At 64.1% G+C, this 25,731-nt stretch carries 23 protein-coding genes; 15 read left to right on the top strand and 8 right to left on the bottom strand.

All coding sequences use genetic code 11. The features are described 5' to 3' along the window. The first annotated feature begins 4 nt into the window (after positions 1-4). Complete coding sequence (gene pncB / locus J5M73_RS07455) at positions 5-1,234, top strand: nicotinate phosphoribosyltransferase (protein ID WP_060838784.1); 1,230 nt, start codon at positions 5-7, stop codon at positions 1,232-1,234. 1 nt (position 1,235) lies between these two features. Beyond that, positions 1,236-2,114 carry an ammonia-dependent NAD(+) synthetase gene (nadE, locus tag J5M73_RS07450; protein ID WP_207815254.1) on the top strand — a complete coding sequence of 293 codons (879 nt, stop codon included), beginning with the start codon at positions 1,236-1,238 and terminating at the stop codon, positions 2,112-2,114. A gap of 113 nt (positions 2,115-2,227) precedes the next feature. Here nadE and J5M73_RS07445 read toward each other — a convergent pair whose 3' ends face one another. The 8 genes from J5M73_RS07445 to speD all read right to left on the bottom strand — a co-directional run bounded on the left by J5M73_RS07445 (position 2,228) and on the right by speD (position 9,129). After that, a complete protein-coding gene (locus J5M73_RS07445) occupies positions 2,228-2,695 on the bottom strand; it encodes a hypothetical protein (RefSeq protein ID WP_102864319.1) in 468 nt (155 codons plus the stop codon). Beyond that, positions 2,688-3,098, bottom strand: coding sequence for a GFA family protein (locus J5M73_RS07440; RefSeq protein ID WP_102864320.1), 411 nt, complete (start codon positions 3,096-3,098; stop codon positions 2,688-2,690). Before J5M73_RS07440 ends, J5M73_RS07445 begins: the two co-directional genes overlap by 8 nt. Beyond that, positions 3,098-3,619 (bottom strand): hypothetical protein, encoded by a 522-nt coding sequence (locus tag J5M73_RS07435; RefSeq protein WP_102864321.1) that lies wholly within the window; start codon positions 3,617-3,619, stop codon positions 3,098-3,100. The genes J5M73_RS07440 and J5M73_RS07435 overlap by 1 nt, the downstream gene beginning before the upstream one ends. Continuing rightward, positions 3,616-4,137, bottom strand: coding sequence for a hypothetical protein (locus tag J5M73_RS07430; protein ID WP_060838788.1), 522 nt, complete (start codon positions 4,135-4,137; stop codon positions 3,616-3,618). Before J5M73_RS07430 ends, J5M73_RS07435 begins: the two co-directional genes overlap by 4 nt. Continuing rightward, a complete protein-coding gene (locus tag J5M73_RS07425; protein ID WP_102864322.1) occupies positions 4,134-4,799 on the bottom strand; it encodes a hypothetical protein in 666 nt (221 codons plus the stop codon). The genes J5M73_RS07430 and J5M73_RS07425 overlap by 4 nt, the downstream gene beginning before the upstream one ends. 173 nt (positions 4,800-4,972) lie before the next feature. Next, positions 4,973-6,286, bottom strand: coding sequence for an FAD-binding oxidoreductase (locus J5M73_RS07420; protein ID WP_102864323.1), 1,314 nt, complete (start codon positions 6,284-6,286; stop codon positions 4,973-4,975). A gap of 157 nt (positions 6,287-6,443) precedes the next feature. After that, the gene (locus J5M73_RS07415; protein WP_102864324.1) at positions 6,444-7,808 is read right to left on the bottom strand and encodes a glutamine synthetase family protein; all 1,365 of its coding nucleotides are present in this window, start codon (positions 7,806-7,808) and stop codon (positions 6,444-6,446) included. Positions 7,809-8,694: 886 nt separating this feature from the next. Then, the gene (gene speD / locus J5M73_RS07410; protein WP_102864325.1) at positions 8,695-9,129 is read right to left on the bottom strand and encodes an adenosylmethionine decarboxylase; all 435 of its coding nucleotides are present in this window, start codon (positions 9,127-9,129) and stop codon (positions 8,695-8,697) included. A 592-nt stretch (positions 9,130-9,721) separates the two neighbouring features. Here speD and J5M73_RS07405 point away from each other — a divergent pair. From J5M73_RS07405 to J5M73_RS07345, 13 genes are all read left to right on the top strand, one after another. Further along, the gene (locus tag J5M73_RS07405; protein ID WP_102864326.1) at positions 9,722-11,221 is read left to right on the top strand and encodes an alkaline phosphatase family protein; all 1,500 of its coding nucleotides are present in this window, start codon (positions 9,722-9,724) and stop codon (positions 11,219-11,221) included. Further along, positions 11,221-13,035 (top strand): radical SAM protein, encoded by a 1,815-nt coding sequence (locus J5M73_RS07400; RefSeq protein ID WP_102864327.1) that lies wholly within the window; start codon positions 11,221-11,223, stop codon positions 13,033-13,035. Before J5M73_RS07405 ends, J5M73_RS07400 begins: the two co-directional genes overlap by 1 nt. A gap of 3 nt (positions 13,036-13,038) precedes the next feature. After that, positions 13,039-14,166, top strand: coding sequence for a radical SAM protein (locus J5M73_RS07395; protein WP_207815249.1), 1,128 nt, complete (start codon positions 13,039-13,041; stop codon positions 14,164-14,166). Beyond that, positions 14,156-16,387, top strand: a complete 2,232-nt coding sequence (locus J5M73_RS07390) for a fatty acid--CoA ligase family protein (protein WP_115582206.1) — start codon at positions 14,156-14,158, stop codon at positions 16,385-16,387. The genes J5M73_RS07395 and J5M73_RS07390 overlap by 11 nt, the downstream gene beginning before the upstream one ends. Before the next feature lie 3 nt (positions 16,388-16,390). Beyond that, a complete protein-coding gene (locus J5M73_RS07385) occupies positions 16,391-16,645 on the top strand; it encodes a phosphopantetheine-binding protein (RefSeq protein ID WP_102864330.1) in 255 nt (84 codons plus the stop codon). A 147-nt stretch (positions 16,646-16,792) separates the two neighbouring features. After that, positions 16,793-18,091: an aminotransferase class I/II-fold pyridoxal phosphate-dependent enzyme gene (locus tag J5M73_RS07380; RefSeq protein ID WP_102864331.1), complete on the top strand. Its 1,299-nt coding sequence runs from the start codon at positions 16,793-16,795 to the stop codon at positions 18,089-18,091. Continuing rightward, complete coding sequence (locus J5M73_RS07375) at positions 18,088-19,158, top strand: OsmC family protein (RefSeq protein WP_102864332.1); 1,071 nt, start codon at positions 18,088-18,090, stop codon at positions 19,156-19,158. Before J5M73_RS07380 ends, J5M73_RS07375 begins: the two co-directional genes overlap by 4 nt. Further along, a complete protein-coding gene (locus J5M73_RS07370) occupies positions 19,152-19,562 on the top strand; it encodes a VOC family protein (protein ID WP_102864333.1) in 411 nt (136 codons plus the stop codon). Before J5M73_RS07375 ends, J5M73_RS07370 begins: the two co-directional genes overlap by 7 nt. Before the next feature lie 9 nt (positions 19,563-19,571). Then, positions 19,572-20,216, top strand: coding sequence for a sulfotransferase (locus J5M73_RS07365; protein WP_102864334.1), 645 nt, complete (start codon positions 19,572-19,574; stop codon positions 20,214-20,216). Then, positions 20,209-20,880, top strand: coding sequence for an HAD-IA family hydrolase (locus tag J5M73_RS07360; RefSeq protein ID WP_102879858.1), 672 nt, complete (start codon positions 20,209-20,211; stop codon positions 20,878-20,880). Before J5M73_RS07365 ends, J5M73_RS07360 begins: the two co-directional genes overlap by 8 nt. Next, entirely contained in the window at positions 20,858-21,292 is a 435-nt protein-coding gene (locus J5M73_RS07355) for a type II 3-dehydroquinate dehydratase (protein ID WP_102864336.1), read from the top strand. Before J5M73_RS07360 ends, J5M73_RS07355 begins: the two co-directional genes overlap by 23 nt. Beyond that, positions 21,285-21,596, top strand: coding sequence for a phosphopantetheine-binding protein (locus J5M73_RS07350; protein ID WP_162884136.1), 312 nt, complete (start codon positions 21,285-21,287; stop codon positions 21,594-21,596). The genes J5M73_RS07355 and J5M73_RS07350 overlap by 8 nt, the downstream gene beginning before the upstream one ends. Positions 21,597-21,604: 8 nt before the next feature. Further along, positions 21,605-25,624: a non-ribosomal peptide synthetase gene (locus J5M73_RS07345; protein WP_180988599.1), complete on the top strand. Its 4,020-nt coding sequence runs from the start codon at positions 21,605-21,607 to the stop codon at positions 25,622-25,624. The last annotated feature ends 107 nt before the right edge of the window (positions 25,625-25,731 follow it).

Raw genomic sequence — 25,731 nt, 5'->3', positions numbered from 1 at the left:
CATCATGGAAAGTGCATTCGACCGTAACAACGGCGTGATTCAGAGCCTGCTGGACACCGACTACTACACCTTCACCATGATGCAGGCGGTGCTGCACCAGCACCCCAATGTCGATGTGGAATATCAGTTCATCGTCCGCTCCAAAGAGTCCCTGGTGCACCTGATCCCCGAGATCCGCCAGGAACTGGAAAAGCTTGCCGGCCTGCAGATGCGCGAAGGCGAACAGCGCTTTTTGTTCAACAAGCGCTTTCGTGAGTACCTGACCCCGGACTTCGAACAGTTCCTCGGCCTGTTCCGCTTCAACCTGCGCTACATCCACGTGGCGGCGGTCGACGGCCAACTGAGCATCCGCGTCCGTGGTCCGATGCTGCACTGCATCATGTTCGAGCAGCCGGTGCTGGCCATGGTCAGCGAGTTGCGCAACCGCGATAAGTACCCCGAGGTGGAGCTTGAGGATGTCACTCGCCGGCTCTACCAGAAGTTTGAATGGCTGGAGAAAAACGCCAGCCGCGACGAGCTGGCCGAGTTCCGCGTTTCGGATTTTTCCACCCGCCGGCGCCTGTCGTTCAAGGCCCAGCGCGAAGTGGTGAAGATCATGCGCAGCGACTTTCCCGGGGTCTTCGTCGGCACCAGCAATGCCCACCTGGCCTACGAGTTCGACCTGCCGCTGATCGGCACCATGGCCCACCAGTGGCTGATGGTGCACCAGCAACTGGGACGGCTGCGGGAGAGCCAGAATGCAGCCCTGGAGAATTGGGTGCACGAGTACCGCGGGCGCCTGGGCATCGCCTTGACCGACTGCATCAGCACCGACTTTTTCCTCAAGGATTTCGACCTGTACTTCGCCAAGCTCTACGACGGCCTGCGCCAGGATTCCGGGGACCCGCTGCTCTGGGCCGACAAGGTCCTGGCCCGCTACCGCGAACTGGGCATCGACCCACGGACCAAGGACCTGATGTTCTCCGATGGCCTGAACTTCGAGAAATGCCTGCCGATCCTGCGCCACGTGCGTGGCCAGGCCAGGTTCGGGTTTGGCATGGGCACCAGCCTGGCCTGCGACGTCGAAGGCGTGGAGCCACTGAGCATCGTGATGAAACTGGTGCGGGTGCATGGTGAACCGGTGGTGAAGTTCTCCGACGACCCGATCAAGAACGTTTGTGAAGACCCGTCGTTCCTGCGCTACGCCGCCCAGGTGTTCAACGTCGATCTTGCCCACTCGCCCCTGGAGGCCTGACATGAGCAACCCAACCCAAGAACGTATCGCCCGGGAACTGGGCATCGACCGGCAACTGGTGCGCGGTGGCGAGGCCGCCGAGATCGCCCGGCGCGTGGACTTTATCCAGCAGGTGCTGCGCGAGTCCGGGTGCGGCAGCCTGGTGCTGGGCATCAGCGGCGGGGTGGACTCCCTGACGGCCGGCCGCCTGTGCCAGCTGGCGGTGGAGCAACTGCGCGGGGCAGGGCATGAGGTCCGCTTCATCGCCATGCGCCTGCCCTACAAGAACCAGGCGGACGAAAGCGATGCCCAGGCGTCCCTGGACTTCATCGGTGCCGATGCCGTCAGTACCTGCAACATTGCCGACAGCGTCGACGGCCTGATGAGCCAGGTGCGGATCGACGGCTTGCAGCCTTCAGCGGCCCTCACGGACTTTGCCAAGGGCAACGTCAAGGCCCGGGCGCGGATGATCGCGCAGTACGCCGTGGCCAACTTCAGCAATGGCCTGGTGGTGGGCACCGACCACGCTGCCGAGGCCCTGATGGGCTTCTTCACCAAGTACGGCGACGGCGCCTGCGACCTGGCCCCGTTGTCGGGCCTGACCAAGACCCAGGTGCGGCTGCTGGCCGACGCCCTTGGCGCTCCCGGCCAACTGGTGCACAAGGCGCCCACCGCGGACCTGGAGGAACTGGCTCCGGGTAAGCTGGACGAAACGGCTTACGGTTGCAGCTACGAAGAAATCGATGCCTACCTGATGGGAGAGCCGGTCACCGACGCAGTGCGCCACCTGATCGAACGTGCCTACCTGCGAACGGCCCACAAACGCGCCTTGCCCCGCACCCCGCCTTATCGGCATGCGTCGAATGACCTCTCCCAGCCGGTCCTGCCCAGCGTCCTGTAGCCGCTGCCGCAGGCTGCGATCGGCTCCGCAGGAGACGCGGCGAGCTGAACGCCGCCAGAGGTCCGTCGGGAAATCGCCAGGCAAGGTCCTGTGGCCTTTGTCGACAGGGCCGGTCAATCCGGCCATTTCTTCAAGGCCACACGGCATTCTTCGGTCAGCTCCGGCATATGCTCCCGTACCTGCGGCCAACCCAATATCTCCAGTGCCTCGCGGGCGCCTTCTCGCAGCGGTCGCCATTGCGGGTGTTCGAAGCCATTGTCTTCCAGGGTCATTCCATAGGCCTCACGGCACAGTGCTTCACAGCCGCTTAACAGTGCTTGCAAGCGCGACAGCAAATGCGGCGCCAGATACAGCGGAAAATGCTTCACAAAACCAGCGAGATAATCCAGATAGCCAGACCACAGATTGCACTCGGCACAGCAACCGACCTCCATCCGTTGTCGCTTGGCGTCCAGGGCGAGAAATTCCAGGGCCATGCCCAGTTCGCCCAACAGGATGATCTTTCGGTACTCGTCCTGGCCGTACCAGGTCCAGACATTCGAGGCGAGGGGCGCGCAGCAGTGCGACGGTGATTCACTCATGCTGTCCACCTTTATCCTGCGTTGTCGGCGCGGGCTGCCAGCCCTCGGGCCAGCGGTCGCTGAACGAATGGCTGTGCGGCATCAGCGCCGGGTCGCGGTTGTCGTCGAAGCAGCCCAGGAGCAAGGCAATGGTCGGTTGATCATCGATGGCCCCCAGGGAGCTGCCGCAGGCCCGGCAGAAGGCCCGGCTCGAATAGTCCGAAGACCTGAAGGTCGCCGGAGCGCCGGCGGGGCCGGTCCAGGTCACCTGGGTGCTGGGGAACTCGACCCAGGCCAGGGTCAGGGCGCCGCTGTGGCGCTGGCACAGTTTGCACGAGCAGGTATGGGGATTGGCGGCAGGCCCTCGGGCCTCGAAGCGAATCTGCCCGCACAGGCAGCCGCCCCGGTACAGGCTGGCAGTCATCAGCGTGGGTTCTCCTGAGGAATCAAACGGTCCTTTTCCAAGTCATGCAGCAGTTCATCGAGCATCTGTCTGCGGCTTTCGACCTGCACCGGCGGAACATACCAGGCCGCTACGCTATAGCCTTCACGACGGTAGTCGTAGGTCTTGAGCAGTTGGCCGTCCTTGAGCAGGCTGCCGCGCAAGTTGCTCTGGTAGGAGTAGGGCATGGGGAAGGTCAGCAGGGTGATGGCATTCAACGCGCCAAGCAACCCCGCGCTCTTGCCGCCTGGCTCGTTGATCAGCAGGCGGTAACCGCTGCGGCTGTAGCCACCGTCGAGAAAGGAGAAGGCTCCGGTTTGACGCAGGGCGGCGATGGTTTCCCGTTGCTCCTGTTCGTCGAAGCGACTTTTCACCGGGCCCAGGTCCAGGGTCAGCGGTACATAGGGATGTTGACTGCGGTAGTCCAGCGGTGCCATTCGGGTGCCACAACCGGTGATGATCAGTGCGCTGCACAGCAGGGTGGTCAAACCTATGGGGTTCATTGGGCCTGACTCGCGGTTGGCAACAGTTGATCCTGACGCAGATCGCCAGCAAAGGCGCGGGCGATGCGCTGGATATTCTGTTCTTGCATTTCACCGCCTTGATCCAGCAACCAGGTGTATTTATGCGTCAGGTTGCGATAGCTGTAGCGCTTGAGGAGCTTGCCCTCGTGCAGCAGGCTGATGTCGGTGTGGGTGTCGATGCCATTGGAGAGCGGCATCAGGAACAGAGTGGCGGCACTGAGGAAGATCAACGGCATTGGCGGCATGTCCCGCTCGGACTTGAACTGAATGCGGGCGCTGTAGTCGCCAGCTTGTCCGGCGCCGGTCTGGACATCTGCGAACACCCCGGTGGCACGCAAGGCGTTACGTAACTCAGCGGCGCGCAATGGGTCATCGACCATCACATGCAGGGGCATCAAATAGGCTTGGCCATCCGTCAGCGGACGGTCCGGCAAGGTGTCGGTTGCCGTGCAGCCCGCGAGCAGCAGGAGGGCGCAAAGGGTCAGGCAGGATTTCATGGATGAATCTCCGCAGTGGCATTGGCTGGGCTGGTTTGCTTGTCGACGGGAAGGATGAAGGGCTTGGCCTTGTCCAGATCCAGCGGCATCCATTGCAGCTCCGGCAGCCCCGGCACCTGGCGCTGGGCAATCACGGCGTCACGGGGCATCTGATTGCTCCAGGCAAAGAAGCACTGGGTCACTTGGCTGCAGACCGAGCGAAACTCGCCGATGTAATACGCCTTGCCCGCCTCCAGGCGCAGCGGCAGTACGAACTCTTCGCGCGCTTCCTGGGATTGCAGGCGTGAGCCGAGCCCCGGGGTGTAGACCATGGACCAGAACTGGAAGTTGTAGAACTCGTAATCACCCGGTTTGAGCGGCATGACAAATACACTGCCGGCTGCGCGGGGTTCATGGATGTCCTCAGGCGTTGGCCGTGGGTCGCCCTCCCAGAGTGCCGCGGCGCCATAGATTGAGCCGCGCTTGCGAATCAGCAGGCGCAGGTTGGTGGCGGCACCGCCGCCGCCCAGGTACTGCGGGCCAATAGCGCCCACCAGATAGGTCGTGGGTTCGTTGGCTGCGGGTTGCAGAGGGGCGCTGACGATGGCGGCGGGTTGGCTGATGCAGCCAGAAATTATGCTGGTGGCCAGCAGCAAGGACGAAGCCTTGAGTACGCGGAACATGGGGAACCCTGAAAGTGACTTTGGACAAGGCGCAGACAGGGAGGGAGGCATGAGTGTCTGTACATGGCCTTCCCTGGCGCCGCTCGTGAGCGGCGCGATGGTACGGAATCGGTTGGGCTTTGGGTAGTTGCGGCCAGTGACAATGACCAGAGGGGGGCCTATTGACCGAACCCTCAGCGCAGTTTCTCCAGCATCTGGTAGTACCACATGCCCGCCGCCAGCATCGGGTTGCCCAACTGGTCGCCAAAGGGCACGCGGATGTGTCGGCAGGCGGCGAAGGTGTCGTAGTGGCCGAGGTGGCCGGTCAGGGCTTCGGCCATGATCTCGCCCATGATGTGGCTGGTGGCCACGCCGTGCCCGGAGTAGCCCTGGCAGTACCAGACGTTGTCCGAGAGCTTGCCCAGTTGCGGGATGCGGTTGATCACGATGCCCATGGCGCAACTCCACTGGAAGTCGATGCCCACGCCCTTGAGCGCCGGGAAGGTGCGTTCGATGCACGGGCGCAGTTCGCCGGCGATGTCCCGCGAGTCCTTGCCGCTGTAGTTGGCGCCGCCGCCGAACAGCAGGCGGCCGTCAGCGGTCATGCGGTAGTAGTCGAGGACGAAGCGGCAGTCGTAGACCGCCAGGTCTTCGGGGTTCAGGCGCTTGGCCAGGTCGCCCAACGGCTCGGTGGTGACGATGCCGCCCATGGCCGGGAAGATCTTGCCCTTGAGCTTCTTCGGCTCCAGCTTGTGGTAGACGTCGCCGGCCAGCAGCACTTGCTTGGCGTTGATCCGGCCTTGGGCGGTGATCACTGCCGGGTGTTCGCCGTGGACGATCTGCAGCACTTCGCTGTGCTCGAAAATCAGCGCCCCCAGGCTTTCGGCGGCCCGGGCTTCGCCGATGCACAGGTTCAGCGGGTGCAGGTGCAGGTTGCGGGTGTTCTTGATCGCGCCGTGATAGAGGTCGCTTTCCAGCAGGCTGCGCACCTGGGCCCGGTCCAGCAGGCTGACTTCGTCGCCCATGCCGCGGCGCAGCGCTTCGTCGTAGTCGGCGCGCAGGCCGGGCAGGTGGCTGGGCTTGTAGGCCGCGTGCAGGTGGCCGTGCTTGAGGTCGCAGGCGATGGCGTATTTCTCGACCCGTTGCTGGATGATCCGGTGTCCGCGCCAGCGCAGGTTCCAGATGAAATCGTCGACCTCGTCGCCCAGTTCGCGGCGCATCTGCTTGCGCATGGCCGCATCGCCGGAAAGGCTGCCGGTGACCTGGCCACCGTTGCGCCCGGTGGCGCCCCAGCCGATCTTGTGGCTTTCGACGATGGCGACTTTCAGGCCGCGTTCGGCCAATTCCACCGCGCTGGCGACGCCGGTGAAGCCGCCGCCGATGATCACCACATCCACCTGATGGCTGCCTTGCAGGGTCGGGTAATGGGTTTCCTGATTCAGGGTGGCGCTGTAGTAGCTGGGGCAGCGCTCGGCTGCCGGGGTCCGCGGATCGAAGGCGGCTGTCATTGAAAAATCCTCGTGGAAAAAACAACCGGCGGCTGCGTGGGGGCAGCGGCCAGCGCTTCAGCAACTGTCGATGATCTGCCGGGCGCAGCTCAGGTCCGGCAAAGCGGTTTCAGGCCGCCTTGCCCATGAGTCCAGCACCGCAGATCGTTACTGGGGCTCAGGCCTGGGTCAGGTACCAGCGCCAGTCCTGCTCGCCGACTTCGGCCATGAACTGGCGGTATTCGGCACGCTTGACCGCCAGGTACACGCCGAGGAACTCATGGCCCAGGGCATCCCGGGCCCAGGCCGATTGCTCCAGGGCGATCAGCGAGGTCAGCCAGTCGGTGGGCAGCAGCTCGGTGGCCTGGGCGTAGCCATTGCCCTGCACTGGATCGCCCGGATCGAGCTGTTCGCGCAGGCCACGATAGACGCCGGCGAGGATCGCCGCCGCCGCGAGATAAGGGTTGGCGTCGGCGCCGCAGATGCGGTGTTCGATGTGCCGACTGTTGGCCGGACCGCCGGGCACCCGCAGGCTCACGGTGCGATTGTCGACGCCCCAGGTCGGCGCCAGGGGCGCGTAGCTGTTGGCCTGGAAGCGGCGGTAGGAGTTGGCGTTGGGGCAGAACAGCAGCAGCGATTCCAGCAGGGAAGCGAGCATACCGCCCACCGCCTGGCGCAGCAGCGGGGTGCCGGCCGGGTCCTCGGAGGCGAACAGGTTACGGCCCGCAGCGTCGGCAATGCTCACGTGCATGTGCATGCCGGTGCCGGCCAGGTGATCGAAAGGCTTGGCCATGAAGGTGGCCTGCATCCCGTGCTTGTGGGCCACGGCCTTGACCAGGCGCTTGTAGCGCACCGCCTGGTCCATGGCCTGCAGGGCATCGCCGTGTTCCAGGGTGATTTCCACCTGGCCCGGGGCGTATTCGGAGATCGCCGTGCGTGCTGGAATACCTTGCAGTTTGCAGGCGGCGTAGAGATCGGCGAGGAACGGCTCGATCTGCTCCAGCTCGCGCAGGCCATAGACCTGGGTGCTGCGCGGACGACCGCCGTCGGCGTCCAGGGCCGGTTGCGGTCGGCCGTTGCCGTCACGCTTGGCGTCCAGCAGGTAGAACTCCAGCTCGCAGGCCATCACCGGGTGGTAACCCTCGGCCTTGAGCCCGTCGATGACCTTGATCAGCAGGTGGCGCGGGTCGGCGATGCTGGCGGGCATGCCCTCCTGCGGGTGCATGCTGACCTGCACCGCCGCGGTGGGAATCTGCCGCCACGGCAGGCGCACCAGGCTGCCGGCCAGGGGGTAGGCACGGCAGTCGATATCACCGACGTCCCACACCAGGCCGGAGTTCTCCACGTCGTCGCCGTTGAGAGTCAGGCCGAGGATGGTGCTGGGCAGGGGCCGGCCGCTTTCATACACCGCCAGCAGTTCTTCGCGGTGCAGCAGCTTGCCTCGGGGCACGCCGTTGGCGTCGAGGATGAACAGCTCGATCATGTCGATGTCAGGGTTGGCGGCCAGGAAGTCACGGGCTTCGTCGAGGGCGGCAAATTTCATCAGGATTCTCGCTTGCGCCATTGGGGCGCGCAGGTTTTCAGGTCCTGCAACGACGCCGCGCACGGCTCGGTTGCAAGGGCAGAAATCAGTTCTGGGGCGTTACGCGCAGAGGCGCGCGATCAGGCCGCAGGCGAGCGATCCGGAGGACGTGAGGAGTGGCGCAGACGGGAGCGGCACAGGGCCATGGGCAGGTTGACCATTAGCTTCATGGGCAGGACCTGCCCAGCAAGTACAAGCCGATAACGGCGGCGCGGTCCTCATGAACCTCACGAGGCGTGGCGGGGCGTGAGCGGGGCAGCGAGAACCGAGCGTCGACATCACCACCGCGGCCACTGTGCAGGGGCGCGGGAGCTGATCTGTCGAATCCGTGAAACGGGCTCAGGGGGTACATCGCCGGGTGATCTCGCTGTCGAGTTCGTTGTAGTTATTGGTTATGGGAACCGGGCGCTGCTGGGGCAGAGCAATGGAGCCGTTGTCCCAGGGCGGATCAATACTGCAAGAATCCGTCCGCCAATGTAAGGGGGGTAAACGGCTCCAGTGCCCTGGCGGGTGCCCTGCACCCACGGGGAGAGGTGCGAGCTAGAGCGGTGCTTTCTGGTTGCCAGAAGTGTCTGATTTTTTTTACAGAACCCCAGTAGACACCGGGCACAGGTGCCGGCAGCCCCTGTCGGCGGTGCATGAGGCCCGGGGCTTCAGCTCGGGCCGGCGTTCGCTAGGCTCTGTACGAAAAGTTTCAAGACGAAGGTCAGGCAAGGCGAAAACGGTCGAGGAACGGCCGGGGGGCGCGTTCGACTTTACGGGGTGTAGATGAGCCTTCCGATCGGACTCGCGCACGAGGCCGTTTTCCACGCAGCATCACCGAGTATCAAGGCTCTTCGTACAAAGCCTAGGGATCGACCGACTCTGCCTGGTGCCGTACCACCGGCGCTGCATGGCTGGCTGGCAGGTGAGGGGATGCTTGCGTCGCTCCCCGCTCAACGATCTTCATCGCCCGTACATCGCAGCCCAGGTTCGAACAGATGTAGTCGAATGCCTTGACCGGGTCGCAGGTTGTGCCGCAGGTAAAAATGTCGAGAAACAGCGCGCCATGCTCGGGGTAGGTGTGGAAGGAGGCATGGGACTCCTCCAGCATCACCAGGACCGTTGCGCCTTGTGGCTCGAAGCGTTTTGTCAGCGTGCCACAGACCGTCGCGCCGGCTTCGGCGGAAGCGGCACACAGCAGTTGGGTCAAGGCATCCAGGTCATTGAGCTTTTCGGGGGCGATCTGATAGAGCTCGCCCAGCGTGTGCCTGCCAAAAAAAGCATTGGCGTTCGGGTTCATAGGACTTCCCTGTTTCGACACCAGTACGGATGGCGCGGGTCGGTGAGTGACAGGCTGCGCAGGCCTGATTGCAGGCGCCGATGATGGGATAGCCGGTACTCGATTTCCAGGCAAATTGCCGGCGGGTTATTTGAGTATGTAAGAGGTTGATACCAATTGTTTCGCAGGCCCTGGCGGAGCGATCAGCACCTGGCGCGCAGGCCCCGAGGCAAGGCGGCGCACGGCACCGGCAATGATTCATGGGCCTTGATCAACTCACTCATCGGTTCAGCTATCGCCATCGGCAGGCGTCGCCGTGCTGTCCGGGGGCGAATCTGTTCCTTTATTAGTTTCTGGAAATATCGATTCATACTCGGATTGATTTTGTTACAAGTCTGAAATTATTTTCGGAGTTCTTTGTTTGATGTCGGTGTTAGCTTGTTTTCGCTGCTGTTCCGGCTGTGCCTGGTAGTTGTGGGTCTCAAACTTTGTCGGTTGGTTTTCGAATGGCGTCGCAATAGCGCTTCTTATACGTCGCTGCTGTTTGAAATGTTGTTCTGCAATGTTGATGAAAGTTTATCTGGTTGAACTTTAGTGTCGGAGGTGGGTGATCATGGAAGATCAGAAGTTGAAGTTGTTGGTCTTCGGTATCGACGGGGCGTCCCATGCTGTCCTCCAGCAACTGATGGCTCGGGGATTGCTGCCGAACTTCAGCGCACTGCGCCGGCGCGCCTCCCATGGGGTACTGCAATCGACCTTCCCACCGCACACGGCACCGGGCTGGGCCTCCATGTTTACCGGGGTTTCTCCGGGTGAACACGGGATCTACCAGTTCTGGTCGACCCAGTCTGTGGACTATCGTTTCCGGGCAATGAACGCTGCCGACTATGGGCGTGAACCCTGCTGGCTGACCCTGGAACGCCAGGGGCTGAAAGTCGGTGCCTACAATATCCCCATGACTCATCCGCCGGCAGATCTTCAGGGCGGCTATATGATCAGCTGGCCATTGGCCAAAACCCTGAGATATACCTCGCCCGCCAACTTGATGCATGAGTTGATGCAGGCGGGACTGCACTATCACTCAGACATTGTCACTATGTATCGCGGTCAGGAAGACTACTGTGAGCAGGCGCGAAAGTTTATCAAGGGGCGTGCCGATACTTGCTGTTTTCTGCAGCGGACCCGACCAGTGGATGCACTGTTTGTAGTCTTCACCGAAGTTGATCGTGTCAGTCACTATTATTGGGGCGATCACTCGGCGCCAAGTTCAGTAGTGGAACAGTGTTATATCGATATTGATCAGGCGCTGGGCACGGTATTGACCCTGGCCGATGACGACACCCTGGTGGTGGTGGCTTCCGACCATGGCTTTGGCCTGTGTGAAGCGGACTTCAGCGTGCACGAGTTCCTCGAACAACAGGGCCTGCTGGCGACCCGCTATGAACTCCAGGACTCGGGCGCCGAGGCCTCCCACGACGACCCGGGGGCGCGTTCCTGGTTCGACGCCCCCGGAAGCTACCGACGTGTGGTGGATTGGTCGCGCACCGAGTTCTACATGCCCACCCCTGGCTGCTTCGGTGTCAATGCCAATCTGATGGGGCGCGAGGCCCAGGGGGTGCTGCGCGCCGAGCAGTTGCCGGAGGCCGAAGCGCGTTTGCAGCAAGCCCTGGCGCAGGTGCTCGACGAACAGGGGCGCCCCTGGTTCACGCTGGTCAAGGCCGATCAGGTGTATGCCGGCGCACGCCTGCAGGACGCTCCCGACTACCTGCTGATCCCCAGGGATTTCAGCGTCATGCCGACGCCGGCACTCACCGGCCGGGTCTGGAGTACACCGGCCCAGCGTGGCGTGCATCGGCCCGACGGCATCGTGTTTATCCGTGGCTCGACCTTTCCCGAGGACGCCGCGCTGCAAGCGCGGATCGAAGACATCTACCCGACGATCCTGGCCCATCTGGGGCTGCCGGTCCCTGAAGGGCTGGAAGGCCACTGGTTGCTGGAACCGGCCCACGAGCCGCAGCGCGAGCCCGGCCGCAAAGGCTGTGGCGGGCAACGAATGAGTGAAGAAGAACAGCGCTTCATGGACAGCCAATTACAACAAATTGGGTATTTTTAATGGAAACCGTGCAGTTCACCAACGCCGCCGACGGGTTGATTCCGCTCGCCAACCTGGCTGAGCCGATCGACGCGCCACCGACCAATCCGCTGCATTCCACTGTCGACTTCCGCAAGCCGCAGCCGATGCGCGTGTGCTTTCCGGTGTTGCTCGATGGCGACCTGGTGATGAGTTCCGAACACCTGGGCGTCAGTTACCTGGTGTCGATCCTGCGGGACCTGGGAGCCGAGTGCCAGGTGGTCGAGGTCAAGTCGATCCAGCACGGCGACGAGATTGCCATTGCTGAAGTGGTGGCCTTCAAGCCCGACCTCATTGGTTTCTCCCTGACCACGGTCACCGTCAGTCATGCCACCGCTTTCGGTTCGGCATTGCGTGCGGCCCTGCCCGAGCAGGTGGCGTTTCTGGCCGGTGGCCCGCTGGCCACCTTCCTGGGCTCCAAGTTGCTGAGCAACCCCAACTGGAGCTTCCTTGACGCCCTGGTGCGCGGTGAGGGCGACGTGCCGCTGGTGCGCTACGTCGAGGCCTTCTGGGATCACGGCGACTACGCCCGGGTGCCGAGCCTGAGCTGGCGCGAGGAGGGCGGGTTCGTCATCGACAACCCCATTGGCAAGCCGGTGCCGGAGCTGGACATGCTGCCTGAGCCGGCGCGGGATCAGTTCGAGCTCAACAGTGGCAAGCTGCCCTACCTGCGCCTGGCCACCACCCGTGGCTGCACTGCGCGCTGCACCTTCTGCAACGCGCCTCACGCCGGCAACAAGATCAACCCCGGCAAGCTCTGGCGGGCCAGGACCCCGGACAATATCGTCGATGAAATCGAGCGGCTTTATCACAAGTACAACTTCAACACCTTCGACTTCGTCGACTCGACCTTCGAAGACCCGGGCGGTGCGCCGTTCGCCAAGCAGCGGATTGCCGACATCGCCCAGGGCGTGCTCGATCGTGGGCTGAAGATCTATTACAACTGCTGCATGCAGGCCAAGAACTGGCACCCCGAAGACCAGCCGCTGCTGGACCTGCTGTACCGCTCCGGCCTGGAGAAGGTGCTGATCGGCATCGAGTCGGGTTCACAGATCGGCCTGGACCGCTGGAAGAAGAAGTCCACGGTCGAGGACAACAAGCGGGCCATCGAGCTGGTGCGTGGTGCCGGCATCTACGTGGCCTTCGGATTCATTGCCTATCACCCCTGGTCGACCTTCCAGGAGATCCGTGACAACAACCTCTTCCTGCGCGAATACATGGGCTACAACCTGCGCCGCTACACCGTGCGCCTGGAGCTCTATCCCGGGGCGGAGGCGGTCGAGACCCTGCGCGCCGAGGGCAAGCTGCATGACGACTTCGATGTGTCGCTCAATGCCCTGAGCTACGACTTCGAAGACCCGCGAGTGCGTCAGTTGTCGACCATCAGTGCCTTGCTCTACGGCGAGAAGTACGCCTCGGAAATGGTCATCGAAAAGGAACCGGCGGTGTTCGAGTTCGAGACCTACGACATTGTCATGCACACCTTCATGTCGCGCTTGCGGCGTGCGGTGCTCGGCGACGCCCGGGGCATGGCGATTCTCGAAGCCGGCGAAGCCAAGGCCGCCGAATTGCGCCGGCTCATGAGCGATTTCAACTATGCGCTGATTTCCGAGATGACCGACCTGGCCGAGCAGGGGACCCTCGACGAGGCCTATGCCCATGAACGGCGACCCCAGGTCGAGCAGTTCTACCGGGTCAAGCTCGGCGAGCTGCGCCAGGTCCAGTTGGGTATCAGCATGCAACTCCACCGCGCCGGGCTGAGCCTGCGCGACATCCAGTTCAGCAAAGGGGCTTGAGCCATGACGAATGCCGAACCGGTGAACTTTCTCGGTCACAGCCAGTTGCTGGGCAATGACCTGGTCATCAACGAGGACTCCTGCAACCTGGGGTGCACCTACTGCCTGACCGGGCAGAGCAACATGAAGTCGTCCCACGAAGGCAAGCTGATCTTCCAGCCGCCGGTGCACGACGTCTACAGCCAAGACAGTGACCTGGGCCGGCGTCTGCAGACCATCGTCGAGCGGGTCAACCGCACCTTCAAGCCACCGCTGCTGAAACTCACCGGCGGCGAGATTTTCATCATCAAGGGCATCATGAGCTTCATCGAGAGCATGTCGCCCCTGCATGAAGTGCTGATTGTACAGACCAACGGCCTGCCGTTGACCCGGGACAAAGTGCGGCGCCTGGCCCAACTGGGCAATGTCGTGGTGCAGATCTCACTCGACAGCAGCAACTATCAGGGCAACAGCTATCGGGTCCTGTCGCCACGCATCCACGAGATGATCATGGAGCGTATCGCGATGGTCCTGGAGGCCGGCCTGCCGCTGGAAGTCTACGGCGTGCTCAATGACCGCAGTGCGCCGTATATGCGCGAGTTCGTGGAGTGGTGCTCCGGGTTTGCAGACAACCCGCCGCAGCTGTTTCCGTTCCCCGTCCGCGGCCCGGACAGCGAGAAGTTCAAGGTGCGCCCCGAGCAGTATCCCTTCATCGACGCGTTGTTCGAGCTGCGCGAGCGTTACCCGCAGATCCTGCCACCCAAGGCCTACCTGGACCGCCTCAGTTCGTTCTATCACCAGGGGCGGCGCACCTGGCGCTGTCACCTGCCGCGCCTGGTGCTGTCGACCTTCAGCGACGGCGTGGCCACGCCCTGTCCGAACATCTGGTTCCACAACATGGGCAACGTGCTGGAGCAGGACTGGAACAAGGCTCTGGCGCCGGTGAACCGCTCACCGTTCTATCAGTTGCTGCTGGCTGAACGACCACGGCTGGATGCCTGCAAGGGGTGCTTCACGCCCTGGGACACCCTGAGCCTGTATTTCGAAGACGCTATCAGCCTGGACGAGTTGTGCCGTGCGCCTTCCTACGCGCCCCAGGCCGTCAGGAACCTGCTCGAACAAGCCAAGGAAGCGTATCAACATGGCGCCTGAGTCACGGACCGATGACCGCTGGTTTGCCCAACTGAGCGCGGGGCCGGTACTGGCTTCGCTGCCGGCAACCCGGCGCAGTGAGTGGGCCCGGCAGCTTGGTGAACTGGCCAGCAGCGGCCAGCAGCGCCTGCTGCTGGTGTTCGACAGTACGCTTGAGCATGCCGCGCTGTTGCTGGTGCTGCTGGAGCAGGGCTTGTCGCCGTTGCTGGTGGCCAGCGATGCCAAGCCCCAGGAACTGCAGCGCTATGCCGCCCAGGGGGCGATCAGCCACAGCGTCCATCTGGAGCAGGGCGAACTGCGGGTGACATCGCTTGAGCCTGGCGCTGCACTGCCTGGCGATCCGGCAGTGCAGCCACACCGGCGTGGCATCTATCTGCTGACGTCGGGCACCACGGGGGAACCGTCGCTGGTTTTTCGCGACCTGCACAGCTGGCGCGACGAAGGCTTGCGCTATTGCCGGCTGTTGCAACTGAGCCACGAGGACCGGGTACTGTTCATTGCCCCGGTGTATCACGCCTATGCACTGGGCTGGTTGTGGGGCGCGTTGCTGGCCGGGTCCCAGGTGGAAATCTGCAAGCCCACGGAACTGGGGGCGGCGCTGCAGGCGCTGCGTCTGCGCGCCAGCCATTGCGTGGTCACGCCGATGCTGGCGACCCTGATGGCCCAGCGGGTTGGCCAGGGTGAGCGTCCGCCCCAGCTCAAGGTGGTGATGTCCGGCGCCGGCCCGGTGGACGGACAGCTCGACCAGCAATTCCAGCAGGCCTTCGGCATCGGACTGTCGCGCAACTATGGCAGTACCGAAAGCGGTGCCGTGTTTGCCGGCGTCGCGCCATTGCCGCCGTTGTCCATCGGCTTTCCAATGCCGGGGATCGAAGTCGTGGAGCCGGCGGCGGGTCAGCCGTTTGCCCTCAAGGTGCGATTGGAGGATGGCCGCCTTTACGACACCGGCGACATCGCCGAACAGAGTCCGGCCGGCTACAGCATTGTCGGTCGTGAAAGCAGTGCGATCCGTCGGGGCGAACGCTGGATTTCGCCGTTCGAGATTGAATCGGTACTGACCAGCCACCCCGACGTACTGGATTGCTCGGTGCGGGCAGTGAAGTCGGCCCGGGCAGGCAACGACCATATTTTCGCCTTCGTGGTCTGGAGTGCCGAGCGGCCCTGGAACCCGGGACTGCTGCGCGAATACTGTCAGGCGAACCTGGCTTCGGCCAAGGTCCCCGACCGCTTCGAGCGCACGGCATTGATTGCTCGTAGCAGTAATGGCAAGCCGCTGCTCAGTCGCCGCTACCGCCCGGCTGCCAGCCGGGTATTGCTCGACGCGGCCCACGCTTACAAGCGTTCGCAATTGCTGTTGGCATTGTGGGATTGCGGCGCCTTGCAACTCAGTGCCCAGGGCTTGAGCGTCGATCAGATTGCCCAGCGTACCGGGCTGCATGCGCAGACTCTGGCGGTGGCCTTCGACACCGCCCAGGCCAACGGATTGGTGCAGGAAGCCGCAGGCGTCGAGGCGCATGCGCAGGACCTTGAGGCCCTGGCTCCGGTGCTCGATCTGGAAGCTTTCAACAACCGCCACTGGAACCGTCTGGACGAGCTGCTGGCGGTGCTGCATGACGGCCTCGACCGGCGCGCTTTCGAGCAGAGTCCCAAGCATCCGCAATTGCTTCGGCGCTACCAGCGCGCAGTGTCCGGGGCGGACAAGCAACTGGCTGCGCAACTGACCTGGCGCAAGGCCTTGCTCCACACGACGGGCGCCATTCGCCTGCTCGATGTCTGTGCCACCGGCGCGGTGTACACCCAGGCGTTGCTTGGTCGCCGACGCCTTGACTGCAACGCCAGCCGGATCGTGCCACTGGGGGGGCTCAACCCTGTGGCGGCGGATATTCCGGTGCACAGCCGGGAGACATTGGCCGAGCTCGATGAGTGCCGGTTCGACGTCATCGTGCTCGACAACACCTTGCACCAGCCCAGCGTAGCCCAGGCCCTGCCTGCCTTGCTGGAGCGCCTGGGGGCAGGTGGCCGGCTGATCATTGACGAGATTTTCTTTTGCGACACGGCCTCGGCAGCTGTCGGCGTGGATTGGCTGACCCATGGCGGCTGCCAGTACCCGAGGCAGGACGAGGTGGTTGCGGCGCTGGCGCGCCTGGGGTTCGTCGGCGAGCAAATCTGGCGCCGCGAATCGATGATTTATCAATGCACGATGTTATTCAGCAGGAGCTAGAAAATGACCGATACCGACCGCTTGATCAAAGTGTTCTCCAGCACCGTGGGCCGTGAGCTGAGCCGCGAAGACCTTTCGGGGGGCGACCTGATCGGCACCCTGGGCCTGAACTCGATCGACGCCTTGCAGTTGCTGATCCAGGTGGAAACCGAGTTCGGCTTTTCCATCGAGGACAACGAGCTGTCCATTGAACTGGTCAACTCGCTGGAGCGCCTGGAAGCCTTCGTCACCGACAAGACCCAGGCCCGGGTCGTCTGAGGACGATGACGGCATGTGTCTCTTTGCCAACGTCGGCCGCGCGCTTTGCAGTGCGCGCCGACCTGGGCGGCCCGGCGCCCGCCGGGCCGCCCGGAAGAACCGAACGACGAGGGAATTCGTGTGAACGATGCAAAAAAGACTGAGGCAATGTTTGCCAATCGTCCCGGCACCGATGCCCAGTTGCCCTGGCTCAACCAGCTCAACCGCCAGCGTCTGGCCGGGCCGGCGATGGAGAACAATCGCTGGCTGACCGAAGGCGAGGCCCCGGCGACACTCTGCGTGCACGCCGGCACCTACGAGGACCCGGTGACCGGGGCCGTGGGCACGCCGATATTTCCCAGCACCACCTTTCGCTTCAGCCAGTCCACCTACGAGTCGTTCCTGGAAGGCTACGTGCGTGACATTCCCACCTACAGCCGCTACGGCAACCCGGGGCAGTGGTCGGTGCAGTTGAAGGTGGCGGCCATGGAGGGGGCGCAAAGTGCCTTGGTTCTGTCATCGGGCATGGCGGCGATCGCCTCGACCCTGTTCGCCCTGACCAACCGCAATGGCCATATCATCTCTTCCTACGATCTCTACGGTGGCAGCTACAGCCTGCTGCACGCCGACATCAGCCAGGCCGGGCGCTCGGTGAGCTATGTCGACCCGCTGGATCTGCAGGCGATTCGCCGGGCGATCCGCCCGCAGACCCAGATCATGTTTTTCGAGCTGCTGTCCAACCCGCTGATGAAGGCCATCGATCTGCTGGCCATCGCTGCCTTGTGCAAGCAGGAGAACATTCTTCTGGTGGTGGACAACACCTTCCTTTCACCCATCAGTTGCCGTCCCCTGGAGTGGGGGGCCGATATCGTCATCCACTCGGCGACCAAGTACCTCAACGGGCACAGTGACGCCACCTGTGGCGCGGTTGCGGGCAGTCGCAAGCTGGTGGACCGGGTCTGGGCACAGCTGTTGCGCTTTGGCGGTAACCTGGACCCCTTCGTGTGCTTCCTTCTGGAACGGGGCATGAAGACCCTGGCCGTGCGCATGCAGGCTCATGCCGCAGGGGCCCGGCAGGTGACGCGTTTTCTCGAACGCCATCCACAGGTGACCGCGGTGCATTCGGTCTATGCCGAGGAGTATGCCCACCCCCATCTGTACCAGTACGCCGCCCAGGCCACCTGCGGCATGCTCGGTTTTGAGCTGCGGGGCGGCGATCCGGCGGCCCTGCAACTGCTGGAACACCTCAAGCTGATCACCTGTGCCACCAGCCTGGGCGGTGTCGAGTCGCTGGTGAGCCTGCCGTTCAACACCTCCCACAGCGGCCTGACTCGCGAGCAGCAGAAAAAGATCGGGCTCAACCCCGGGCTGGTCCGGCTGTCGGTGGGAATCGAGAACCCTGATGACCTGTGTGCCGATCTCGAGCAGGCGTTGCGTCAGGTCTACCAAGGAAGGAGTCAGCCATGAGAAACGGAATGAACATCTCGGGCTTCAGTGAGATTGTCCACGAGATCCAGCAAGAGCCGGCCCAGGCGATCTTCCGTTACGCCGCCTATGCGCACTGTTCGCCGGCCGGCGGCATGCTGGCCGGCGTGGCTCCGGCCTTGATCGGCCTGTTGCGCGCGCCGCGGCATTTCGAAGTACCGATCCGCCCCAGCCCGGCGTTGCAAAGCCAAGGGCTGCTGGACCCGGCCTGGCCCCAGGAATTGGCCCTGGCGGCGCTCTCCGGCTGTTTCCTGGTGTCCGCGGTGTCGGGGTTTTCCGCGCGACGGACCACGGTCGATCATCTGTCCATGACCACCAGCGCGATCCTGCAGGAAGCGGCCGCTGCTGCTCCCCAAGTGCGCTACGAGATCCGTTCGGGCACCGACAAGAAGATCAGCGAAGCCCTGGAGGTGATCGAGGCGGTGAAGAGCCACAGTCCCAATCACCAGACTTTCGTCCAGCCCCTGGGGCTTTCGGCACGTCTGGTGGATGCCGAGGGCGCTGGCCCCTGGCACAGGTTTTGCCCCTTCGAGCAGGCGCCTGCGGATACTGCGGCGGTCCAGACCAAGACCCAGGCCCTGTCCCTGGATTGCCAGTGGCTCTATGGCACTCAACTGCGGGCGGACTTCGTCCACCAGGACCCTCAGGACCTGCGCAGCTTTCCTATCGACCAGCCCAAGCAGCTGGCCGGTATCGACTGGGGCCCCAACCCCCAGGAATACCTGCTGATGGCGATTGCCGCCGATGTCCTGGCGCAGCTCAACCGTCGCCAGCAGTTGCCGGGTGCGGTGCACCTGGACGTGCGGGCCATGGTGGACATCCGCGGCATGTGTGAAGTGGCGCCGACCCCGGTTCACCTACAGGACATCGAGCTTGAACTGCAAGTCGAAGGCTGGCCGGCCGCCCAGTTGGCGACGCTGATGCAACAGCTGGCGGCGAGCATCGAGGCCTCGGTGGTGTGTGCCCTGATTCGCCATCGGGTGGGTTTCGAGTTCCAGGTCGGTGCCCGGCCGCTGCCCGAGGATGCCCGCGAGTGCCAGCCATGCTGAATCAGTCGACCCTGTGTTTCGCCACCCTGGCGGTTCCCGACCTGGCGGCTGCCGAAGCCTTCTATGTGCAGGTCCTGGGTCTGCAGGTCAGCCGGCGCTTTGCCCCGACCCGCTGGATCAGCCTGGATGTGGATGAGCAGGGCGGTGCCGGACTCGGCCTGATCGAAGACCCGCTGATGGCCCGACCGTCGCCGGCCAGCATGCTTGACCTGATGGTGCCTGAGCTGGATGCGCTGGTTGCCCGGATGCCGCCGCAGGTGACCCTTGTCGAGGCGCCAGGGCCGACCCTGTGGGGCAGTTACAAGGCGGTGATCGAGGACCCGTTCGGCAACCGCCTGGGCCTGGTCCAGTGCAGCCCGCAGGCCGCTGTCCGGGATACCGGGCAGCCGGGAAAGAACGAGTAAGGAGCTGGGATGCTTAAGCAATATGAATGCATGAATGTACCGGACTGCGTTGCTGGCGATGGCGGCTTCGTGTCCGTGGTCTCCGGGCTGCCGCGCAGCGGCACCTCTATGATGATGCGTGCCCTGGCCAGTGCCGGCCTGGCGCCGCTGACTGACAACCTGCGCCAGGGCGATGAACGCAATCCCCATGGCTATTTCGAATGGGAAGCGGTCAAGTCCCGCGACGGCTACCTGGGGTGGATGGACCAGGCCCGCGGCCGTGCGGTCAAGCTGGTGTCGCGCTTTCTCCAGCACCTGCCAGCGACCCACGGGTATCGGGTGTTGTTCATGCACCGTGATATCGATGCGGTGATCCGTTCCCAGCGAGACATGGCCGAGCACCACAGCGGTCAGGTCTGGGGAGGGCAGGAGGTCGAGGAACTGGCGCGGCTGTATCGCGAGCATGTGGCCCAGGTGCTGGCATGGGTCCGTTCGCGGCCGAACATGCAACTGCTGGAACTGGATTATCAACGGGTGCTGCAAGACCCTGACGGCGAATTCACCCGGGTTGCGGCATTCCTCTCACCCTTGCCCCTGGCGGTGCAGTCGATGGCGGCCACCGTGGATCGAGGTCTGAATCATCAAGCGGCGATGGAGGCTGCGAGCCATGTCTGAATTGCCCATCCGTGCAGTCATCTTCGACCTCGACGGAACCTTGATCGACAGCAAGCAAGTGATTCGCGAGGCCTACCACGCGGCCCATGCCCAGGTGGTAGGGGCGGACGTCGAGCCACCACCGTTCAGCGAGTACTGCAAGCACCTGGGACGCAGCTTTGTGCAGATCATGAAGATCATGGGGCTGCCGGCGCAGATGCACCCGGTGTTCATGCGTGAAAGCAACGCGCGAATGCAGCGCATCCGCGTGTTCGAAGGCGTCGGGGGACTCTTGGCGAGCTTGCATGCCAGGGGCATTCCCATGGCGATCGCCACGGGCAAGGACCATGGGCGCACGGTGGCGATTCTCGAGTACCTGGGCCTGCTGAAGTATTTCTCCTGCATCGTCGGCAGCGACGACGTGGCCAATCCCAAGCCGGCGCCGGACATGGCCCGGATGATTGTCGAACAGTTGCATCTGGACCCGGCGAGCTGCCTGTTCGTGGGCGATGCCCTGGCTGACCTGCAGTGCGGCCAGGCGTCGGGCATGCAGACCGCGCTGGCGCTCTGGGATCATCCCGGCGAGGAGATCCGGCGCTATCCCAGCACCTATCAACTGACTGCGCCAGGCCAGATCCTGGCCTTGCTGGAGGTGGCTCGCCATGCCGACATTACTCCTGCTTAACGGCCCCAACCTGGGGCGCCTGGGGCTGCGCGAACCGCAGGTCTATGGCACCAAGACCCTGGACCAGATCACCGCTGAGGTCACCGCGGTCGCCGCCTCCCGTGGCTGGACGGTGCTGGCCCGACAAAGCAACCATGAGGGCGAGTTGATCGACTTCATCGAGAGCCAGCATCAGGCCGAGGCGATGATCATCAATCCGGGGGCGCTGATGATGTCCGGCTGGGCCTTGCGCGATGCCTTGCAGGACTACCCGGGGCGCTGGATGGAGGTGCACATTTCCAACCTGTTTGCCCGCGAGAGCTTCCGTCACAGTTCGTTGCTGGCGCCCCTGTGCCACGGCTTCATTGCCGGTCTGGGCACTGATGGCTATGCCCTGGCCGCCGCGGCACTGGTGGGAGCCCGCCATGTGTAGTGCAACGGCGGTACCGCTGCAGACTCAGGTGATGGACGACGTGCTGGGCCTCTGCGCCCGTTTGCTGAAGGTGGCGCAGGAGCAGTTGCATGCCGGGCAGAACTTCTTCGCCATCGGGGGCAGCTCGTTGCAGGCCCTGCAACTGTGTGCACTGCTCGAACAACTGCATCCGCAACTGTGCGGCGAGGACGGGATTGACCTGACCCTGATCGTCGGCACCGCGACCCTCGGCGAGTTTGTTGCCGCCGTGCTGCAGGGGGCGGCCGGCCGGCGTGCCGGGGCAATCTGCGAGGGCGAACTATGAGCCAGGCGATGGCGACATTGATCGAGCATTGGGAGCAGCGCGGTGTGCACCTCTATGAAGATGGCGGGCGCCTGCGCTACTACTGCGGCGCAGACGGACTGCCTGAAGATATCCGCTATTTAGTGGGTCATGAGAGGAGTCGCTTGCTGGCGTACCTGGCCCCAACGGACCCACTGGCGTCTCACCTTGGCGGGCTGCGCCAGGCCTACTGGCTGGGTGAGCATTCGGCTTTCAGCCAGGGCAGTGCTGCCTATCTGCACCTGGTCTATGCCGGCGCGGTGCCCACGGCCGCGCAATTGCAAGCGGCATTGCCCCGCCTGCTGGCCTTGCACCCGATCCTGGCGTACACCCTGGACGCCCAGGCCCCGCGCTTCAAGCCGCTGGTCGCGCCGCAGCTGATGGTCGAGCAGCAGGTCGCTGCAGAGGGGACGGACCCACGGCGTTGCACGGCCCTGGCGAACAGCGCCATGCCGATTGCGCCGTTGACCGCGGAGCAGCCGCTGTTTCGCCTGGTGCTGGTGGCAGGTCCCCATGAGCGCTGTTTGCATGTGGTCTATCGGCTGGCGCTGTTCGATGCCCCGGCGGTGCAGATTTTTATCGGTGACTTGCTGGCACTGGTCGCCGGAGACAGTCCTCTGCAAGCGCAGGGCTATGCCCCGGCGCAAGTCGCGGCGTGGAGCCGGGCCCAACGCCTGGCGCGTTTCAAGGCCCGGCACTACTGGCTGCAAAAGATTCCCCAACTGGCTGCGGGTCCGGACCTGCCGCTGGCTCGGCGTCGGCAGGCGAGTGCAACACCGGCGCGCTTCATCGAGCATCGGGTGGTCCTGACGCCGGCGCTGCAGCAGGCGCTGAGTGCGGCGGCACGGCATCATCGGGTGTCGCTCAATGCGGTCCTGCTGACGGTGTATCTGCAGACCCTGGCACGCTGGTCGGGCAGGACCACGGTGACCTGCAGCGTCATGTACAGCACTCGGACGCTGCTGGGGCCGGAGTTCGCCCGCACCATCGGCAATTTCGCCGATACCCTGCTGCTCGATCTGCCATCCCAACCCCTGGCCTTTGCCGCCTGCGCCCAGCGAGTCCAGCAGGACCTGTACGGTGCGCTGCAGCATGCCGCCTACGATGGCGTGTCAGTGGTCCGCGAATGGATTCGCGAACACGACCAGCGTCTCGACAGCAGCGAGCCGCCGATGCCTTATGTGTTTTCCTCGTTGCTGGAAATGGACCTGCCGGCGCCACCGCTGCAACAGACCGATCACGCGATGATGACGCCGCAGATCTGGATCGACGCCCAGGCCTTCGCAAGCGAGGCGGGCCTGTGCCTGTCCTGGGACGAGCGCGAGGGCTTGTTCGAGCCCGGGCTTGTCGCCCAGGCCTTCGAGCATTTTCATGGCGCCCTGGAGCGCCTGGCCAACCAGCCGTCGACCTGGGAGCTGACCGAGCTGGCCTTGCCTGAGTCACTGCTGGCCCGGGTCGATGCCTTCAATCACTGCACGCGGCCGCTGCCTCGGCAGGCTCTGCATCAGGGCCTGTCCAGGCAAGCGGCGCTGCGCCCGGATGCGCCGGCGCTGTTGAGCGCTGGCAGCAGTCTGAGTTTTGCCGAGCTGTTGCGCCTGGCCAGTCGTCTGGCCAGCCACCTGAATGAAAACGGCGTGGGGCCCAGTGACCATGTGGTGGTGCGCGGCAGTCGGGACAGCGCCAATGTGGTGGCGATCTACGCGGTACTGATGGCCGGGGCGACCTATGTTCCGGTGAGCAAGAGTTCTCCGGTGCGCCGGGTGCATTCGATCATCACCCAGGCAGCGGCCACCACGGTGCTGGGAGACGATGCTGCGGACATCGCGGCGGTGCTCGCATCGCCGGTGAACTGGTCGCTCGACTACCGGCACTGGCTGGCGTCGCCGGAGGCGCAGGGCGCCGCTATCGCACCGGCTTATCCGGCGGTGGACAGTTCCCTGGCCTACCTGATGTTCACCTCCGGCACCACGGGCACGCCCAAGGGGGTAGCGGTCAGCCATCGCGCCGCGTTCAATACCCTGCTGGACTGTCGCGAGCGCTTTGCCATCGACGCCCAGGACCGGCTGCTGGGGGTCAGTGAGTTCAGCTTCGACCTGTCGGTGTTCGACCTGTTCATGCCGGCATTGTGCGGCTGTGCGCTGATCCTGCCGGCCAATGGCGAGCGGGCCGAGCCCCAGGCCTGGCTCGACGCGGCACGGACCCATGGGGCGACTGTCTGGAACTCGGTCCCGGCGATCATGGAAATGGCCCTGGGCTACGCCAGGGCGGTGGGCCTGCCGACGCCGGCGGCGAGTGTGCGCCTGTGGATGGCCAGCGGCGACTGGATCGCCCTGGGGTTGCCCGAGCGCCTGCGGGAGCTTACACCGGGTTCGCGCTTCGTGGCCCTGGGGGGCGCCACCGAGGCGGCCATCTGGTCCAACTGCTTCGAGGTCCAGCAAGTGCACCCCGAGTGGCCGAGCATTCCCTATGGCCGGCCGCTGAGCAACCAGCGGTTCTACATTCTCGACGCGCTGGGCCGGCGTTGCCCGCCAGGGGTCAAGGGCATGCTGTACATCGCCGGCGACGGCCTGGCAGCGGGTTACATCCATGATCGGCAACGGACCGAGCAGGCCTTCTTCATCGAGCCCGGGTTGCAGCAGCGGGTCTACCGCACCGGTGACATGGGACGGCTGCGAATGGACGGGGAGATCGAGTTTCTCGGCCGCGAGGACTTGCAGGTCAAGCTCAATGGCATGCGTGTGGAACTGGCGGAGATCGATGCGGTGCTGGGACGCGCCCCCGGGGTTGAACAGGTGGCGGTGTGTGTAGACGCTGCCGGGGCCTTGTACGGGTTTTTCGTCGCCGGTCAGCCGGCACCCAGTGGCCCGCAGTTGCTGGCCTTCGCGGCGCAGTACCTCAATCCCTACATGCTGCCGGTGCAGTTGTTCGCGCTGGCGCAGATGCCGCTGAGCGCCAACGGCAAGGTGGATCGGGGGGCGCTGGTGGCCTTGCTGCCAGGGCTTTGCGAGCCCGGCGAGCCGGTGCAGGAGGTGGGCTTCTCGGCTCGGCAGGAACTGCTGCTGAGCTGCGTCCAGCGGGTGTTGCCGGCGGTACGTGGCGCGGCTGATTCATGGTTCGACATGGGCGCCTCGTCACTGCACGCGGTGCACATTCTGTTGGGGTTGAACACTGAGCTGGGGCTGGACCTGAGCCTGGCGGACATCTACGCCTATCCCTCGGTCAGTGCCTTGCTCGGGCATGTGCAGGGCACGGGCCGGCGGCACCGCAACCGGGTGGATTTCTGCGCCGGCAGCGGTGAGCCGCAACCCTTGCTGGTGCTGGTGCACCCGGTGGGCGGGGCGTTGTCGTGCTATTGGCCGATGATTCGTGCCACCCGCGAGGACTTCCAGGTGATTGGCCTGTGTGCCGACGCCGGCCAGCGTTTCGATACGCTTGAGGATCAGGCTCTGGAGTACCTGGAGCAATTGCAGGACAGCCTGCAGGCAGCACGTCCGGTGGTGCTGGCCGGTTGGTCGTTCGGTGGCGTGCTGGCGGTGGAAATGGCCCGCTTGCTCAGTGACCGCGGCCGTCAGCAACTGGCGCTGGTGACCCTCGATGCGGGCGCGCCGCTGGACAGCGTGGTGCAATTGCCGCCGAGCCTGTTGCAGCAACTGTTTCAGGACGACCTGGAGCATTGCGCCCAGATCCAGGCCACGGGCCAGGCGGTAGCCGAAGTCTGCGAGAGCGCCACCCAGGAACGCTTTGCCTTGTTCTGTCGGCACTACGCCGCCTTGCTCGATTATCGCTACCGAGCGCCGGCTTGCCCGACCTGGCACCTGCAGGCCAGCGTCGAGCAGCCGTCCAGCGGGCTGCGTCCCTTGGCCGGACAGGACCGGGACGCCCATTGCCTGACCCTGGCTGGTGACCACTACAGCATTCTTTCCGGGGCGGCCCTGGAGCAGATTTTGCTGAGCCTGGCGGCGGCGGTGCGCGAAGTCAGCGCGGCGGATGACCGCCAGGCAGGGACATGAACGCTGGTGAACACAGGCGTGCGCGCCCAGTGGCCACCCCGGCAGGCGGCTCACTAGTGGCTGCGGGCCATGATGTGGAGTGTCTGAAAGTGCTGTTCCAGGCTGAT

The sequence above is a fragment of the Pseudomonas sp. 50_B genome (assembly GCF_017491625.1).
GTDB lineage: Bacteria > Pseudomonadota > Gammaproteobacteria > Pseudomonadales > Pseudomonadaceae > Aquipseudomonas > Aquipseudomonas danubii.
Note: the sequence above shows the minus strand (reverse complement) of the source record. Positions and strands in the feature narration are given on the sequence as shown.